The sequence below is a fragment of the Corynebacterium sp. KPL2838 genome, from assembly GCF_040225455.1.
In the GTDB taxonomy this organism is placed as follows: Bacteria; Actinomycetota; Actinomycetes; order Mycobacteriales; family Mycobacteriaceae; genus Corynebacterium; species Corynebacterium rhinophilum.
In genome coordinates, this window is sequence record NZ_JBEHFT010000021.1 from 1 (window position 1) to 14,585 (window position 14,585).

General features: G+C 60.5%; 15 protein-coding genes. 7 read left to right on the forward strand and 8 right to left on the reverse strand.

Features of this window, described 5'->3' with window-relative positions; genetic code table 11:
* Positions 1 to 150: 150 nt before the first annotated feature.
* On the reverse strand, positions 151 to 753 hold the full coding sequence (locus ABRP98_RS07900) for a superoxide dismutase (protein ID WP_284771236.1): 603 nt from the start codon (positions 751 to 753) through the stop codon (positions 151 to 153).
* A gap of 163 nt (positions 754 to 916) precedes the next feature.
* Here ABRP98_RS07900 and msrA point away from each other — a divergent pair, with 163 nt between their 5' ends.
* Positions 917 to 1,564, forward strand: coding sequence for a peptide-methionine (S)-S-oxide reductase MsrA (gene msrA, locus ABRP98_RS07905; RefSeq protein ID WP_349858519.1), 648 nt, complete (start codon positions 917 to 919; stop codon positions 1,562 to 1,564).
* Here the strand turns inward: msrA and ABRP98_RS07910 are convergent.
* On the reverse strand, positions 1,561 to 3,303 hold the full coding sequence (locus ABRP98_RS07910; protein ID WP_349839246.1) for an alpha/beta-hydrolase family protein: 1,743 nt from the start codon (positions 3,301 to 3,303) through the stop codon (positions 1,561 to 1,563). The genes msrA and ABRP98_RS07910 overlap by 4 nt on opposite strands.
* An 87-nt stretch (positions 3,304 to 3,390) precedes the next feature.
* On the opposite strand from ABRP98_RS07910, the gene ABRP98_RS07915 reads away from it, so the two are divergent.
* Genes ABRP98_RS07915 through ABRP98_RS07925 form a run of 3 tightly spaced genes read left to right on the forward strand, consistent with a single transcriptional unit; the run spans position 3,391 to position 5,983 of the window.
* A complete protein-coding gene (locus tag ABRP98_RS07915) occupies positions 3,391 to 4,338 on the forward strand; it encodes an L-lactate dehydrogenase (protein WP_349858522.1) in 948 nt (315 codons plus the stop codon).
* Entirely contained in the window at positions 4,338 to 5,042 is a 705-nt protein-coding gene (locus ABRP98_RS07920) for a glycerophosphodiester phosphodiesterase family protein (RefSeq protein WP_349858525.1), read from the forward strand. The genes ABRP98_RS07915 and ABRP98_RS07920 overlap by 1 nt, the downstream gene beginning before the upstream one ends.
* A gap of 20 nt (positions 5,043 to 5,062) precedes the next feature.
* Positions 5,063 to 5,983 (forward strand): DUF5926 family protein, encoded by a 921-nt coding sequence (locus ABRP98_RS07925; RefSeq protein ID WP_349858527.1) that lies wholly within the window; start codon positions 5,063 to 5,065, stop codon positions 5,981 to 5,983.
* A gap of 285 nt (positions 5,984 to 6,268) precedes the next feature.
* On the opposite strand, the gene ABRP98_RS07930 is transcribed toward ABRP98_RS07925, so the two are convergent.
* The 3 genes from ABRP98_RS07930 to ABRP98_RS07940 all read right to left on the reverse strand — a co-directional run bounded on the left by ABRP98_RS07930 (position 6,269) and on the right by ABRP98_RS07940 (position 9,478).
* Positions 6,269 to 7,564 (reverse strand): LCP family protein, encoded by a 1,296-nt coding sequence (locus ABRP98_RS07930; RefSeq protein WP_349858529.1) that lies wholly within the window; start codon positions 7,562 to 7,564, stop codon positions 6,269 to 6,271.
* Between the two features lie 70 nt (positions 7,565 to 7,634).
* A complete protein-coding gene (locus tag ABRP98_RS07935; RefSeq protein WP_349858531.1) occupies positions 7,635 to 8,345 on the reverse strand; it encodes a CPBP family intramembrane glutamic endopeptidase in 711 nt (236 codons plus the stop codon).
* Complete coding sequence (locus tag ABRP98_RS07940; protein WP_349858534.1) at positions 8,342 to 9,478, reverse strand: amidase; 1,137 nt, start codon at positions 9,476 to 9,478, stop codon at positions 8,342 to 8,344. Before ABRP98_RS07940 ends, ABRP98_RS07935 begins: the two co-directional genes overlap by 4 nt.
* A gap of 33 nt (positions 9,479 to 9,511) precedes the next feature.
* On the opposite strand from ABRP98_RS07940, the gene pheA reads away from it, so the two are divergent.
* Both pheA and ABRP98_RS07950 read left to right on the forward strand, forming a co-directional pair.
* On the forward strand, positions 9,512 to 10,420 hold the full coding sequence (pheA, locus tag ABRP98_RS07945; RefSeq protein ID WP_349858537.1) for a prephenate dehydratase: 909 nt from the start codon (positions 9,512 to 9,514) through the stop codon (positions 10,418 to 10,420).
* Between the two features lie 9 nt (positions 10,421 to 10,429).
* Positions 10,430 to 11,083 carry a histidine phosphatase family protein gene (locus ABRP98_RS07950; RefSeq protein ID WP_349858539.1) on the forward strand — a complete coding sequence of 218 codons (654 nt, stop codon included), beginning with the start codon at positions 10,430 to 10,432 and terminating at the stop codon, positions 11,081 to 11,083.
* Here ABRP98_RS07950 and ABRP98_RS07955 read toward each other — a convergent pair.
* Genes ABRP98_RS07955 through ABRP98_RS07965 form a run of 3 tightly spaced genes read right to left on the reverse strand, consistent with a single transcriptional unit; the run spans position 11,080 to position 13,254 of the window.
* A complete protein-coding gene (locus ABRP98_RS07955; protein ID WP_349858541.1) occupies positions 11,080 to 11,427 on the reverse strand; it encodes a metallopeptidase family protein in 348 nt (115 codons plus the stop codon). The two genes, ABRP98_RS07950 and ABRP98_RS07955, sit on opposite strands and share 4 nt — an antisense overlap.
* On the reverse strand, positions 11,428 to 12,468 hold the full coding sequence (locus ABRP98_RS07960; protein ID WP_349858543.1) for a septum formation family protein: 1,041 nt from the start codon (positions 12,466 to 12,468) through the stop codon (positions 11,428 to 11,430).
* A gap of 36 nt (positions 12,469 to 12,504) precedes the next feature.
* On the reverse strand, positions 12,505 to 13,254 hold the full coding sequence (locus tag ABRP98_RS07965; protein WP_349858545.1) for a GntR family transcriptional regulator: 750 nt from the start codon (positions 13,252 to 13,254) through the stop codon (positions 12,505 to 12,507).
* Between the two features lie 65 nt (positions 13,255 to 13,319).
* On the opposite strand from ABRP98_RS07965, the gene serS reads away from it, so the two are divergent.
* On the forward strand, positions 13,320 to 14,576 hold the full coding sequence (serS, locus tag ABRP98_RS07970) for a serine--tRNA ligase (protein ID WP_349858547.1): 1,257 nt from the start codon (positions 13,320 to 13,322) through the stop codon (positions 14,574 to 14,576).
* The last annotated feature ends 9 nt before the right edge of the window (positions 14,577 to 14,585 follow it).

A 14,585-nucleotide genomic window follows, 5' to 3' on the forward strand; every position in this document is an offset into this window, starting at 1 on the left:
TAAACCCCTACCCCCACCAACACAAAATGTCGTTTAACTCGACACGCCGAAAAACAACACGTTTTGTCGTTTAACCCATGGGGTTAGCGCAAACATAAAAATGCCGCCCTTCCAGTAAGGAAAGGCGGCAGAAAGTAACTAAGTTAAAAGTTACTTCTTAGCTGCAGCGAAACGCTCTGCAACGTCGTCCCAGTTGAAGACGTTCCATGCGGCCTTGACGTAGTCAGCCTTCACGTTCTTGTACTGCAGGTAGTAAGCGTGCTCCCACATATCGAGCATGAGCAGCGGGGTGAAGTCAACGGAAACGTTGCCCTGCTGGTCGGTGAGCTGCTCGATGATCAGGCGGTCAGCGATGTGGTCGTAACCCAACACTGCCCAGCCGGAACCCTGCAGGGAGGTAGCGGCACCAGCGAAGTGTGCCTGGAACTTCTCGAAGGAACCGAAGTCGCGGTCGATAGCCTCTGCCAGCTCGCCGGTGGGCTGGCCGCCACCGTTCGGGGACAGGTTCTTCCAGAAGATGGAGTGGTTGGTGTGGCCACCCAAGTTGAATGCCAAGTTCTTGGACAGGGCGCGGATACGGTCTGGGTTAGCCTCGCCGTTGCGCTCCTCTTCCAGTGCCTCGAGGGCAGCGTTAGCACCCTTCACGTAGGTTGCGTGGTGCTTGTCGTGGTGGAGCTCCATAATCTCTGCGGAGATGTGTGGCTCCAGTGCATCGTATGCGTATGGGAGGTCAGGAAGTTCGTAAACAGCCATTTGTGTAATCCTTTCTTCGGGTACGTGTCCCGATGATAGGCACGATCGAAAGATTTCGCCATGATTAATTTGAAATCTGCAATTACAGCGAATATTTAGTGGCCCGGGAATCTATTTGCCCAGTACAACGTTATTAGGGAAATGGAGAAAGGAGCTTTAACTGATGTGGATGTTTAAACCAGAACCGAAGATGGTGGCTGCGGAAGATGCCTTGCCGGGCCGCAGCGAGCCGGTCTTGGACCCAGCCCCGCACGCGGTGCTGAATACCCCAATTACCGGCCCGTGGAAGGACGGCCAGAAATCGATTTTGATTGCCCTGGGCTGTTTCTGGGGTGCGGAAAAGATGTTTTGGGAGACCGATGGCGTCGAGTCCACATCTGTGGGCTACGCCGGCGGCACCACCCCGAACCCCACGTATTATGAGGTCTGCCGCGGGCAAACAAACCATGCAGAAACCGTGGAAGTTACCTACGACCCAGAGAAGATCTCCTTGCGCGAGCTCGTGGTGAAGGCCCTGGAAGCCCACGATCCGACGCAGGGCTTCCGCCAGGGAAATGACGTGGGCACGCAGTACCGTTCCGCGTTTTATCCCCGTACCGAAGAAGAGCGGGAAGAGATCCAAAAAATCGTGGATAGCTACGCGGATAAACTCAAAGAATTTGGTTTTGGGGAAACCACGACCGAAGTAAAACGCTTAGCTGATACGGACTCTGGCGAGTACTACCTGGCCGAAGACGAGCACCAGCAGTACCTGCACAAGGTGCCGAACGGGTACTGCCCGCACCACAGCACTGGTGTGAAGTGCGATTAGGCGTCGAGGCGGATAAATCCGGCGATTTTTCCGGCTAATTTTGGAGTGAGGTTCAGGCGCGATTGGGAGCCTAGGACCTCGTTCCAGTACCAGAGCATCTCCTGAAAATAATTATGCCCGTGGCCGCCTGGGACGTTTAGGGAGTTGATCTGGTCTAGGCCAATCTGCCACCAAGTAATAAACGGCGCCCAGCGCAGGTGGCGGAGCGTATCCGCTCGGAGTGTTTCCGGTTGGGGTTCGTGCATCCAGGTGGGGCGGCGGAACATTAGGTTTAGGTCCCACCACACGATGGCATCGGAGGCATGCTGGGCAATGAGCACGCGGGGCCGGCGCCAGCTCGAGGAAAAATCGTTGCCAAAGGCATCGCGGCGCGAGTGCTCCGGTTGGGCAACAAAGCGGACGTGTTGTCCGCCATCGATGACGGGAAGTCGCTCGAGCGAGCCGATATCGCGGCGCAGGCGCTGGGTAAAGCGCGTCATCCGCGGCGGGCCAGAAAAGACCGCGCCGCTGCAGGCGGCGAGAAGTTCTTCCTTGTTCTGGAAGTTTTCCATAATGGCGTAGGCGCCCAGGGATTCTCCCGCAAGGTAGAGACGCGGGCGGTCTTCTTCTGGGAGCTTGTCAATTTCTTCTTGCACCACGGAAATGAGCTCGGCCGCGGCGCGCTTGGGCGCGTTTTTATCCACGAGGTAGGCAAAAACCGAGGGCAGGTAGGAATACTGCATGGTGACGGTGACGCAATCACCGGCAGTTAAAAACTCATAGGAGCTCGCGCCCCAATTATTGATCCACCCGGATCCCGCGGGCATCTGAATGACGATGGTATCCCGGCGCAGCGCACCGGTGCGCTGCAATTCTGAGCGCACCTTCTTCGCCGCTTGGGCAAAGGAGCGCCCTGGGATATAGCCGGCATAAATGCGGATGGGTTCTTTGGCGGGAGCGCCGGTGACGGTGCGAATATCGCGGGCGCGCGGACCGTTAGAGACAAAACGCCGCCCTTGTTGCCCCAGCGCGGACCAAGGTTCAAGTGACCATGGGCTGCCGGAGCGCTCCGGCTCCCAGGGCATCGACGTACCGGGAAAGATTTGCTTGTTTAAGCGCTGTGCCTTGTGGGAGAGCGAACGGATCCAGCGACGGAATACCACGCGGTCCGATAGCCCCACCGCGGCCAAGGTTAGACCTGCGGTGACGACCGGCCAGGCCACGAGTGCTGGAACCCAGCGACCCAATTGACGCGATAACTTGGTCACGGTTAGTTGTGCGGCCTCGCCTACCAAGAGCAGGGCGCCGTATCCGGCGGTGCCGGCGGCTAGGCCGATGGCCGCGGTAGCCGGACCGCGAACCAATTGCTTATTGACCAGACCCGCCTGCTTTTCCTGGTTGCGCAGCGAGAGCGCCGCGTTGAAGGCGGTGCCGGCGCCAATAGCTAAGTGCAAGATTTGGCGGTGCTGCGGGCCCAAACGGTCTTGCGGGCGTTTGCCCAGCCGGTTGAGTACAAAGCTCGTCGAGGCCGCCCCGAGGTGCCCGATGGCCTGCCCGATAGATACATTTGCCGCCGTTACCCACCACGGGCGGGGCAGCAGGGACGGGGATACCGCGGCCCACGTGGCCAGCTCTGCGCCTAAAATTCCGGCCGACATATGAGGCGGCAACGTTTGTCGGCTGGTCATGCGGACGACGGGCGTGAGATCCGCGACTACGCCAAGAGAAATTAGTGCAGCGCGGCTGAAGGCGCGTTTCATGGTTGCCCATTATCCCAGAACATGTTCCGTTGCGCAGTGTGAAACAATCCGCATGCAAAACCCCGCTAAGCGTTGCACAATGGGGTTATGGCAAAGCATGTAGGAAATAAAGTCGTTCTCATTGGCGCGGGTGACGTGGGAGTCGCTTACGCCTACGCACTGGTCAACCAGAGCATCGTCGACCACCTGGCCATCATCGACATCGATGAGCGGAAGCTGGAAGGCAATGTCATGGACCTCAACCACGGCGTAGTCTGGTCGCCACAGCGCACCCGCGTCACCAAGGGCACCTACGCGGATTGCGCGGACGCTGACATGGTCGTCATCTGTGCCGGCGCTGCCCAAAAGCCCGGTGAAACCCGCCTTGAACTGGTGGATAAGAACGTCAAGATCATGAACAGCATCGTCGCGGATGTCATTGCTAATGACTTCGACGGCATCTTCCTAGTCGCCTCCAACCCGGTCGATATCCTGACCTACGCGGTATGGAAGGCCTCCGGCTTTGACCACAAGCGGGTCATCGGCTCCGGTACGATTCTGGACTCCGCGCGCTTCCGCTACATGCTGGGTGAATTGGAAGGCGTGGCACCGAAGTCCGTACACGCTTACATCATTGGTGAGCACGGCGATTCTGAGCTACCGGCCGTCTCCACCGCGAATGTTGCCGGTGTGCCGCTTTCGCAGAAGCTGGAAAAGGATCCGGAATACGCCGAGCGCATTGAAAAGATCTTTGAAGAAACCCGCGACGCCGCCTACTCCATTATCGACGCAAAGGGCTCGACCTCCTACGGCATCGGCATGGGGCTTGCACGCATTACCGCCGCGATCATCCAGAACCAGGACGTGGCGCTTCCCGTCTCTGCTTATCTGCAGGGCGAGTACGGCGTGGAGGACCTCTACATCGGCACCGCGGCCATCGTGAACCGCACTGGCATCGTCCGCCCGGTAGAGCTGCAGCTCAACGAGCACGAAAAGGAGCGTTTCGACGCTTCTGCCAAGACGCTCAATGACATCAAAGAAAAGTTCTTTGGCTAGTGCACATCGTCGCGCATAGGGGATATTCCGGAAAATACCCGGAGCTATCCCCCTTAGCTTTTGAAAAGGCCATGGAGCTTCCTATCCATGGCGTGGAGTGCGATGTGCGGTTAAGCCGCGATGGCAAGGTGGTAGTCCAGCACGATCCCACCTTGGAGCGAACGGCGGGGCACGCCGGGCGGGTTTCGGCGATGGACTGGCGGGAGCTGAGCGAGGTCGACATTGGCAAGGGGCAGCGCATGATGCTTCTCGATGACCTCCTGGCCATGCTGGGGGACAAGCCCCACCACCTTTATATTGAAACCAAGCACCCCTCCGGGCAAGGTAGTGCCTTGGAAAAGCGGGTCATGGAACGGCTGCGCGCCGCCGGGCTCGATGAGGATCCGCGCATGCACGTTATTTCCTTTTCCCATAAGGCCATCCGGCGCATGAAAATTTTGGCACCGCATATTGACCGCATTTACCTGCGCCGAGACTGGGAACGCCATTTTAATCGCTCGGATTTCATGTGGTCGCGCCCGAGCGCCCTGGGGGTTTCCCTGCTGCGCGCCAAGATGCAGGCGGCGATTATCGGTGCGCAGGGTTTGCCCACGTATATGTGGACCGTTGATAAGCCGGAGGACATGAAGTGGGCCTGGTCCAACGGCGTGGACATGCTTGCCACCAATCAGCCGGAGGTGGCCCTGCGCGCTATTGAGCTGTAGAAAGCAGGTATCTTGGAGGCATGGCCAAGAAGAAAAAGAAACAAGAAGACCTGCCTGAGGGCATGTCCCGCCGTCAGGCGAAGCTTGCTGCCCGCGCCAAAGAGCGCGCCGCCCTAGAAAAGGACCCGCGCCCCTATAGCGGCCTTGCGGCGGAGGCTTCCCTCGTTGCCATGCAAGAGTTCGTGCCCTCCGCTTTTGCGAAGCTCGACGTGAAGGGCTGCGATAGGAACGTCTACGTCTCTACCGTCCTCCCGGGCGCCACCGCGGCGCTGATCCGCGATGAGGAATTCGGCGGCGATGCTTTTGTGGCACTGCAGGTGCAGTCCCACACTCATAACCCCGGCCGGGATCTGGCCTTCGCCCTGAACTGGGTAAAGAACAACGAGCCAGGCTCTACCTTGGAATCGACCGCGGCCGATGGTTCGCAGCCGGAGCTTAGTGAGCTTATCGATGCCGCAATCACCCTCGACATCGAAGTTCACCAGGACTTCAGCTGGTGGATTCCGGAAGGCGCGCAGGTCACCCCTGAGGTATCGCAGTCCATGCGCGCCGCCAATGACTCGGTCATCGAATCCCACCAGGTGGGCAAGGACATTACCGGTACCGCCTTTTGGGCCAATGCCGGCGGCGGCAAAGCGCACGTGCGCTGGGTGCGTCCGAATGACGATGAGGCCGCGTTTCTCAATGCCCTGGCGCGAGTCGCCGCGCGCGGCGAGTTGAACTTGGGCGAGGACACCAAGTTTGCCGGAGTATTCCGCACCCACGGCCTTATTGCTCCCGTCTTTGACGTGCAGCCTGAGGTTGATTACTCCTCTTATGAGGACAAGCTCGCGGGCGTAGATAAGGCCTTGGAAGAAGAAATCTCCAATGACGCGCAATTGAACGCAGAGGAGCGCAAGCAGCTAGAAAACATCAAGTCCCGCCAGGTGACGTTGCGCTAAACGCACCACACCAAAGCGGCCCTTTACCTCGAAAAGACGAGGAGGAAAGGGCCGCTTTCTTCGCAATCTAGGTAGGACGGGTCAAGGTATGAACAAGAAAAACTCAGGGCCTCGGCGCATAGCCTGGGCTCTCGCAGCCGCCAGCGCAATAGTCTTCATGCTTGGCATAATTAGGATGTTCTCCATGGATCCTGTGGAATGGAGAATTCACCCTGAATTCTTCATAGCAACCACACTTGCTGGTTTCTCAATAACGTTTTTCCGGTACGAAGATTGAGTTCAGGCCTATTTCATAGAGTCCCAGAGCTGTTGGGCGCCTTCATCGTCCCAGAGCACGACATTGCCCACGACGGTGTCCTGGAACCCGCCGATGGGAACGGTTTCCGTATCCACGCCGGAGCCCATCGCGAGCGCCACGCGGGCCAGGTGCCATACGTGATCGCCATCGCCCACGATGAAAGAGGAGGCGGTGTGGTTAATCAGGGAAATAGACCGGAAGGGGTTAATCAGCGTGGCCGGGGACGTGATCTTATCTAGGAGCGCCGCAAAGAACTCGCGCTGGCGCTGCACGCGGTCGAGATCGCCCATCGCGGTGGCGCGGGTGCGCACATAACCCAGCGCATCGCTGCCCTCTAGCTTCTGGCAGCCTTCCTGCAGATCGATGCCCGCCAGCGGGTCATTAATGGGCTCTGGCACGCAGATATCGACGCCACCGACGGAATCGACCACATTGGCCAAACCACCCATGCCAATTTCGGCATAGTGGTCAATGTGCAGGCCAGTATTGCCCTCTACGGTTTGTGCTAGGAGCTTTGGCCCGCCGTAGGCAAAAGCGGCGTTGATCTTATCCATGCCGAAGCCGGGTACTTCCACGTAGCTATCGCGTGGAATGGAGACCAGTTGGGCTTGGCCGGAACGCGGGATATGCAGGAGCATGATGGTATCGGTGCGTCCCTCGCCCACATCGCCACCGGTGCCGAGCGCTTGTTGCTCCTCTTCGGACAGGCCCTGGCGGGAATCGGATCCCACCAACAGCCAATTGGTGCCAGAGGTATTGGCCACCTGCTCATCCGGGAGGGCATCCACGCGGGTCAGGCGCGTATCGGCCCACAGCGCGAAGATAAGGCTGCACACCACGACGAAGAGGACAAAGATGCCGGCGCAGCCAAAGAATCGTTTGACTGGATTGGTCTTTTTCCGGCGACTGTGTGGCTTGGAATGGTGGCGGGGCGGTTGCTGCGCTTGCTGTGGCTGGTAGCGCTGTTGCAACTGCTGCGGCGATTGCGGCTGCGAGCGTTGTGGTCGCCGTGGCGGCCGTTGCTGTGGCTGTTGTGGCCGCTGTGGTGGTTGCTGCGCGGAACGCTGCTGCTGGGCCCGGTACTGGCTGGGGTAGCGGGTAGGGGTTTCCTGGCGTGGGATGTGCTGCTGCGGCTCGGCACGACTCGTGCGGGGCCGGCGGCGGATGGGCCGACCATAGCGGTCCTTGAGGGGACGGCCATCGGCCCCAAGGACGAACTCATTGGATGAGCTATCGCCAGCGCGGCGCGCCTCCCGATGCGGATCTCGTCCTGATTCAGTCATGCGCTATACCTTACAAGGCGCCGGCCAATTCCCCCGCTTTCTCCGCGAGCACGCCGCTATTAAAGCGCTATTAAAGCACGGAAAGGCCGAAGGAATAACCGAGGAAAGCGATGGCATCGATAAGAAAGTGCGCGATGACAAGCGGCCACACGCGGCCGGTGCGGTGATAGTAGTAGCCGTAGATTATGCCCATGATGATATTGCCAAAGCCGGCCGATACCCCCTGGTACAGGTGATATGAACCGCGCAGGATGGAACTTGCCGCCAAGGCGGCCGACAGCGACCAGCGCGCCTGGCGCAGCCTGGTCATCAGCCACATGACCACCACGGTCTCTTCTGCAAAGGCATTGGCGGCGGCCTTGATAAGGGACACCGGAATTTCTAACCACGCATTGTCGAAGTCACCGGGGATGACCTCTTTGCTCCAGCCAAATTGCACCGCGGCGAAATACAAAACGAGGCCTGGGATGCCGATGAGCGCGGCGAGTCCCGCGCCGTGCAACCAATCAGAGGCGCGGTAGGCGGCCGGTTTAATGTGGTCTTGTGCCAGCAGGAAAAGTGCTAGCGCACCATAGGCAAAAAGGACCGCCGCCGAGCACAATTGCAGGCCCAAATCCACCCACGCCAGGCTGGATTGGCTGGAGTTGAGTGTGACGGATTGCTCATTGAGCGACTGCGGGGCGGCCAGTGAATTGATAAGCCGCAGCACCGCCCGGACCCCGGAAATACCAAAGGTCAGGGTCAGGACGATGAGTAGTTCGGCGCGGAGGTTCTTGGTCATGGGTGCAGGATGTGGGCGAGGCCTAAAAGTTGGGCATCGGAAAGCGTAATGCCTCCCACATGCACGCCGACGGGCGGGTGCGCAGGGATGGCCCAAGGAACGGAGATGGCGGGCAATTGGGCCATATTAAACAGCGAGGCCCAGGGTGACCAGCGCGTTTGGGCGTCGAAATTCTCCGCGTGCGGAAGGGACAGGAAATGCCCCCGCGGCGGTGGATCCGCGGTGAGCATGGGCGTGACAATGGCATCGACCCGCCACTGCTGCGCCAAGAGCTCCGGGAGGTGGCGGACATGGCGCTGCGCGGCGCTTAGCTCGGCGGCGGATACGGTAGCACCTTGCTGGGCCACCCAAGCCGCGTAGCCTTCTGCCTGCGGCAGCCCCACAAACCGGGAGGTAAAAATCTCGCGGAAGTGCGCAAACGTGGCCGCTGCCTGCGGATACGGCGCAATGGGGACGACCTCGAACCCCGCGGCGCGCAGCCGATCTGCGGCCTCGCGTGCCGCCCGGAGGTGGTGGGCCTCCACCCGGGTCGCGGCAAAAAGCGGCTCCAGCAAGAGCCCAATGCGGGCGCGCGGGGTGATCGTGCGGTGGCCGTGCAGGAACGCATTATCGGCCACGGTGCGCGTAATAAACCCCTCCGTGCCGAGGTTGCTGCCCGCAGGCTTAAAGCCCACGACCCCGCAGGCCGCCGCGGGAACGCGAATGGAACCGCCGCCATCGCTGGCCTGGGCCGCGCGCACGAGGCCGCGGGCTACCTGGACGGCCGCGCCGCCAGAAGAACCGCCCGGGGTGCGACCTGGATAAAGGGGATTATCGGGGTGGGGAAGATCCACAGGCTCCGTATCGACGCGCAAGCCCAACTCCGGGGTGGAGGACTTGCCAATGAACGTCGCGCCCTGCTTTTCCAATTTCGCGATGAACGGCTCGCTGACCGCGGGATAGTACGTGCGCTTGGCATTGCCCAAAGTGGTGGGCATGCCCGCGACATCGTTGAGATCCTTTGCAGATAGGACCCACCCGCGCAGCCGGCCGGTGCGGGTAGGCGCGCGTTGCAGATCCAGGTAGGTAAAACCGTGCTCTGCGGGGCTCATGCCCTGCACCTCTGCGCGCAGTCGTTCTATGGAAAAGTCCATGGCGCACCAGTCTAGTGGGTTAAGGTGACGGGCATGACTACAACCATCGCTTTCTTAGGCCCCGCCGGTACGTTCACTGAGGCCGCCGTGCACAAATTCGCCGCCGAGTGGGAAGCGCGCGGGGAGACCGTGGAGACCCTGCCGGTGGACTCGCCATCGGCGGCGGTGGCGGCCGTGCGCGCCGGGCAGGCCGATTGTGCCTGCGTCGCCATAGAAAACTCCGTGGATGGTGCGGTGACGACGACCTTTGATGCGCTGGTAGAAGGCGATCCCGTACAGATTTACCGCGAGGTAGATATCCCCGTTACCTTCAGCATCATGACAAGGCCGGGAACGAAAGACATCACGCGCCTGAGCACGCATCCGGTGGCCTTCCAACAAATCCGCGGCTGGGTAGCAGAGAACGCACCGGGCGTGGAATTCGTGCCGGCTAGCTCGAATGCGGCGGCGGCGCAGGCCGTAGCGCGCGGGGAGGTCGACGCTGCGGCGGCGCCAGCGCGGGCGGCCGAAATCTTCGGCCTAGAAACCAGGGCGAGCGGCGTGGCCGACGTGCAGGGCGCGGCCACCCGCTTCGTGTTGGTGGGCCTGCCGGGGCGCCCGACCGCGCGCACCGGCCAGGATCGCACCAGCGTCATTTTCACCCTGCCCAACCAGCCGGGAACCCTGGTGGGGGCCCTGCAAGATTTTGCCCACCGTGGGGTGGATCTCTCCCGGATTGAGTCACGGCCGACGCGCCAAACCTTTGGTAACTACCGCTTCTATGTGGACTTGATTGGGCACATCGATGACCAGCCGGTTGCTGAGGCCCTGCGCGCGGTGTGGTTGCGGGCGGAGGAACTGCGCTTTTTGGGCTCCTGGCCCACCGCGACGCCCGCTGGCCACCCGCCGCGGGACTTGGCAGAGGCGGATGCCTGGGTGGCGAGGGCGCGCAGGGGTCAATAATCTGGACGCATGACTGGAAGAATCATCCTGCTGCGCCATGGCCAAACCCATTCCAACGTCTCCCGGCTGCTTGATACCCGCCCGCCGGGCGCGGAGCTTACGGATCTGGGGCGCAACCAGGCCACGGAGGTGGGCCGGGAATTAGCGGGCTTCGTGGGCGAGCGCGAGGTCGACTTCAAGTGCTCGATTGCACTGCGGGCGCAGCAAACCGCCACCTTGGCGGCGCAGGCCTTTGAGCAGGAGCGGAATCTGCCGCGCTTTTCCATTCCCATCGATGTCATCCCGAATGTGCAGGAGATTTTCGCCGGCGATTGGGAGCTCGACGCCAGCGAGGCGGCTCACCGCAGCCACGATGCTGCCATGCGCGGCTGGTGCTATGGCGATAGTCAGGCCGCCATGGAAGGTGGCGAGCGACTCCAGGACGTGCTTTCGCGTTTCCAGCCCGCTTTGGAAGAGATTGCGGCGCAGCTTGCCGATGACCGCGATGTCATCCTCGTCAGCCACGGCGCGGCAATCCGGGTGGTAACCAAGCACGCCACCGGCGCGGACGCGGACTTTGCCTACACCGGCTATATGCCCAATTGCCGCTTTACCGTGATGGAGCCGCGCGGCAAAAAATTCGGCGAATGGGCGCTGACCCGTTGGGCCGATATCGAGTTTTAGCCCCAGCCTAGCCGGTGCAGTTCGTGTTCTTCCATGCCAAAATAATGGCCTAGCTCGTGGAAGACCGTGACCTTAACCTGCTCGGCCAAGTCTTCTTCGGACGTGCTCCACCGCTGTAGCGTGCGGCGATAGATAAAGATCGCATCGGGCAAATACCCGGTGTGGTCGAAGGTGCGCTTGGGCAGGGCGACGCCCTCATAGAGCCCCAGCAAGGTAGGATCATCGGGGTTTTCCTCTTCCACCATGATCACCAAGTTGCGCATCTTGCGCACGAATTCATCGGGCACCTGATCGAGGGCGTCATTGACCATCTCCTCGAAGCGCTCTTCCGATACGGAATACATTTACGGCGCCGGCTTATTATCGCGAATAGGGTTGCGCTCTGGGCGCTCCTCCGGCGGGTTGCCATCGATGGAGAGCGCCTGGCGGCCATCGGTGGCGGCGCCGGTGATGGAGGAAAAGCCGCCATCATCGCGGGCGTGGACGAGCGAGCAGTTTACGGACTTGGTGCCGCCATTCCAGGACTCTTCAGACACGGTGCCCCAGAACGGCTGCAGTGTGGATTGGTAGAGCTGCTCTTCCCCGCCTAGGTAGTCCTCAGCGGCGGAGGTGCAGGAATCTGAAAGGAATTTATCCATCTCCTTGCCATCCGGGTAAGCATCGGGGAATTTCTTGCCCAGATCGATGACGGATACCGTCTCTAGCTGGTGTGGTTGTCCGCAGTCCACGACGTGCGGTACCTGCTTATCATCGATGGCCAAGCACTCGCCTGGCTTAGCCAGATTGGCCTGCTCGGAAGCCTCGACATTGCCGGTGGTCAATTGCGGCACGCCGCGATCGTCGGTGGTCTGTAGGCCACACAGCAGGGTGCGGTCACCGTTATTCCACGCGGCTTCCGGCGGCAGGATGGAGGCAATATCGTATTTTCCGTGCGGATCCCACTTGCTGTGCAGGTAGCTCACCGTGGCGGATTCGCAGAGCTCATCGCGCAGCTGGTGCTGGCGGGTGAGCGCGGGCCGCGAGGCATCTGGGCCGAATTCACTGGTGGGGTAGACGCTGAGGTCCTCCACGGTGGAGACCTCGAAGCGGTGCTGTTCCGAGCATTCCACCTCTTTAAAGGAGGCGGCAGAGCCATCCTCGTTGATATCCCATGTCACGCAGGATCCGGCGGAGGCGGAGGTAAAAGGCTCCGGCTTCGGATCAGAAGAGCCCGAGCCATCCGCGCCGTCCTCAGCGGACTGCTCGGAAGCGGCCGTATTATCGCCCCCATTGGACTCGTGGTTGCTGACAATGCCGTAGATGCCCATGAAAACGGCCGCCGCGATTGCTGAGATCAAAGCAATCTGGACGGCCACAGCGGAACGCCACGCAGGTGATTTCTTCATAAGGCCCCTTATCTTACCTGTTAAGCAGGGTAGTTTCTAGATTGAGGTATCCCGGGAAACGCGGGTATTCAGGTGGTACCTATCGGTGCGGTAGACCGAGGAACACCATTCCACGGGCTTGTCGCCCGAGCGCGAGCAGCGCACGATATGCAGCAGAGGGGAACCAATGGGGACATCGAGAAGCGGCGCAATCTCCTCATGTGCGGCAATGGCAGACACAGTCTGGTCCGCGTCCGTGATGGGGACGCCAAATGTCTTATCCAAAATCGAGTACACCGAATTATAGGTGTCATTCTCCAGCAAGCTTGGCGCAAAAGCGGAGTTGTACCAGCCGTCATCGATGGAATAAGGCTCGCCATCGCCCAAGCGCAGCCGGCGCAAATGAATCTGTGCCTCGGTGGCAGGGGCGCCAAAGAAATTGGTGGCCGCTTCCGGTGCGCTACCCCGACCGCTGTTGAGAATCTTGGAGGAAGCCACCACGTCTTGGGCGCTCATTTCATCGGAAAAGGAAGCCAAGTGCAGGCGCGATACCAAGGGGTTGGGGGCAACGAAGGTGCCCTTGCCGCGCACGCGGCGCAATTTACCAGCGGCTACGAGATCCCCGATGGCCCGGCGCACCGTAATCCGGGAGACACCGTAGGTTTCCTCCAGGAGCCTCTCACCGGGAAGGATATCACCGGGTTTGAGGGTGGTATTACATAATTCCTCCAGAATATCGTGCAATTGGGCGTGCTTTGGGGTGGGGCCATCGCTGATTTCGCGGGCCGGCAATTCTAGGGAGGACATGGTTCCATAATAATTCGCTGGTTATTACCACGGCAAGGCAATGGCAGTACGCTAGAATCAGTCCCGTGATTGATCTCAAGCTACTCCGTGAAAACCCAGACGTTGTCCGCGCCTCCCAGGTCACCCGTGGGGAAGACCCCTCGCTCGTGGATCAGCTCCTCGCTGCCGATGAGAAGCGCCGCTTTGCCATCCAGAAGGCCGACGAGGTGCGTTCCCAGCAGAAATCCCTGGGCAAGAAGATTGGTCAGGCCTCCCCGGAAGAGCGCCCGGCGTTGCTGGAAGGCGCAGATGAGCTCAAGGCCAAGGTCAAAGAGGCTGAAGAGGCTCGGTCCGCGGCTGAGGCCACGGTGGAAGAGCTGCAGTACAAGATCGATAACGTCGTCGAAGGCGCACCCGCCGGCGGCGAAGATGACTTTGTTCTCGTGGAAGAAGTAGGCGAGATCCCGCACTTCGATTTCGAGCCTAAGGACCACCTTGAACTCGGTGAATCCCTGGGGCTGATTGACGTCAAGCGCGGTGCGAAGGTAGGCGGTGCCCGCTTCTACTACCTCACCGGCGATGGCGCATTCCTGCAGCTGGGTATGCTGATGTTGGCTGCGCAAAAGGCGCGGGAAGCCGGTTTCCAATTGATGATTCCGCCGGTGCTGGTGCGCCCAGAAATCATGTCGGGCACGGGATTTTTGGGCCAGCACTCCGATGAGGTCTACTACCTGCCTGCCGATGACCGCTACCTCGTCGGTACCTCCGAGGTGGCCCTGGCTGGCTACCACAAGGATGAGATCATCGACCTGTCCAATGGGCCCCTGCAGTACGCCGGCTGGTCCTCTTGCTTCCGCCGAGAGGCCGGTTCCCACGGCAAGGACACCCGCGGAATCCTGCGCGTGCACCAATTCGACAAGCTAGAAATGTTTGTCTACTGCAAGCCGGAAGACGCCGAGGACATGCACCAAAAGCTCCTCGATATGGAAAAGGAAATGCTGGCTGCAATGGAACTGCCCTACCGCACCATCGATATCGCGGGCGGTGATTTGGGCTCTTCTGCGGCCCGTAAATTCGATAACGAGGCGTGGGTACCAACCCAAGGTACCTACCGCGAACTGACCTCCACCTCCAATTGCACCACCTTCCAGGCCCGTCGCCTGGCCACCCGCTACCGCGATGAGAACGGAAAGACGCAGGTAGCCGCTACCTTGAACGGCACCTTGGCCACTACCCGCTGGATCGTGGCGATCCTGGAAAACCACCAACAAGCCGACGGCTCCGTTGTTGTTCCGGAGGCCCTGCGCCCATTCGTGGGCAAGGATGTTCTCACCCCGCAGTAGCCTGCGGAG

Coding starts and splice junctions, on each gene's coding strand:
- ABRP98_RS07900 (WP_284771236.1), bottom strand. CDS start 753: ATGGCTGTTTACGAACTTCCTGACCTCCCATACGCATACGATGCACTG.
- msrA (WP_349858519.1), top strand. CDS start 917: ATGTGGATGTTTAAACCAGAACCGAAGATGGTGGCTGCGGAAGATGCC.
- ABRP98_RS07910 (WP_349839246.1), bottom strand. CDS start 3,303: ATGAAACGCGCCTTCAGCCGCGCTGCACTAATTTCTCTTGGCGTAGTC.
- ABRP98_RS07915 (WP_349858522.1), top strand. CDS start 3,391: ATGGCAAAGCATGTAGGAAATAAAGTCGTTCTCATTGGCGCGGGTGAC.
- ABRP98_RS07925 (WP_349858527.1), top strand. CDS start 5,063: ATGGCCAAGAAGAAAAAGAAACAAGAAGACCTGCCTGAGGGCATGTCC.
- ABRP98_RS07930 (WP_349858529.1), bottom strand. CDS start 7,564: ATGACTGAATCAGGACGAGATCCGCATCGGGAGGCGCGCCGCGCTGGC.
- ABRP98_RS07935 (WP_349858531.1), bottom strand. CDS start 8,345: ATGACCAAGAACCTCCGCGCCGAACTACTCATCGTCCTGACCCTGACC.
- ABRP98_RS07940 (WP_349858534.1), bottom strand. CDS start 9,478: ATGGACTTTTCCATAGAACGACTGCGCGCAGAGGTGCAGGGCATGAGC.
- pheA (WP_349858537.1), top strand. CDS start 9,512: ATGACTACAACCATCGCTTTCTTAGGCCCCGCCGGTACGTTCACTGAG.
- ABRP98_RS07950 (WP_349858539.1), top strand. CDS start 10,430: ATGACTGGAAGAATCATCCTGCTGCGCCATGGCCAAACCCATTCCAAC.
- ABRP98_RS07955 (WP_349858541.1), bottom strand. CDS start 11,427: ATGTATTCCGTATCGGAAGAGCGCTTCGAGGAGATGGTCAATGACGCC.
- ABRP98_RS07960 (WP_349858543.1), bottom strand. CDS start 12,468: ATGAAGAAATCACCTGCGTGGCGTTCCGCTGTGGCCGTCCAGATTGCT.
- ABRP98_RS07965 (WP_349858545.1), bottom strand. CDS start 13,254: ATGTCCTCCCTAGAATTGCCGGCCCGCGAAATCAGCGATGGCCCCACC.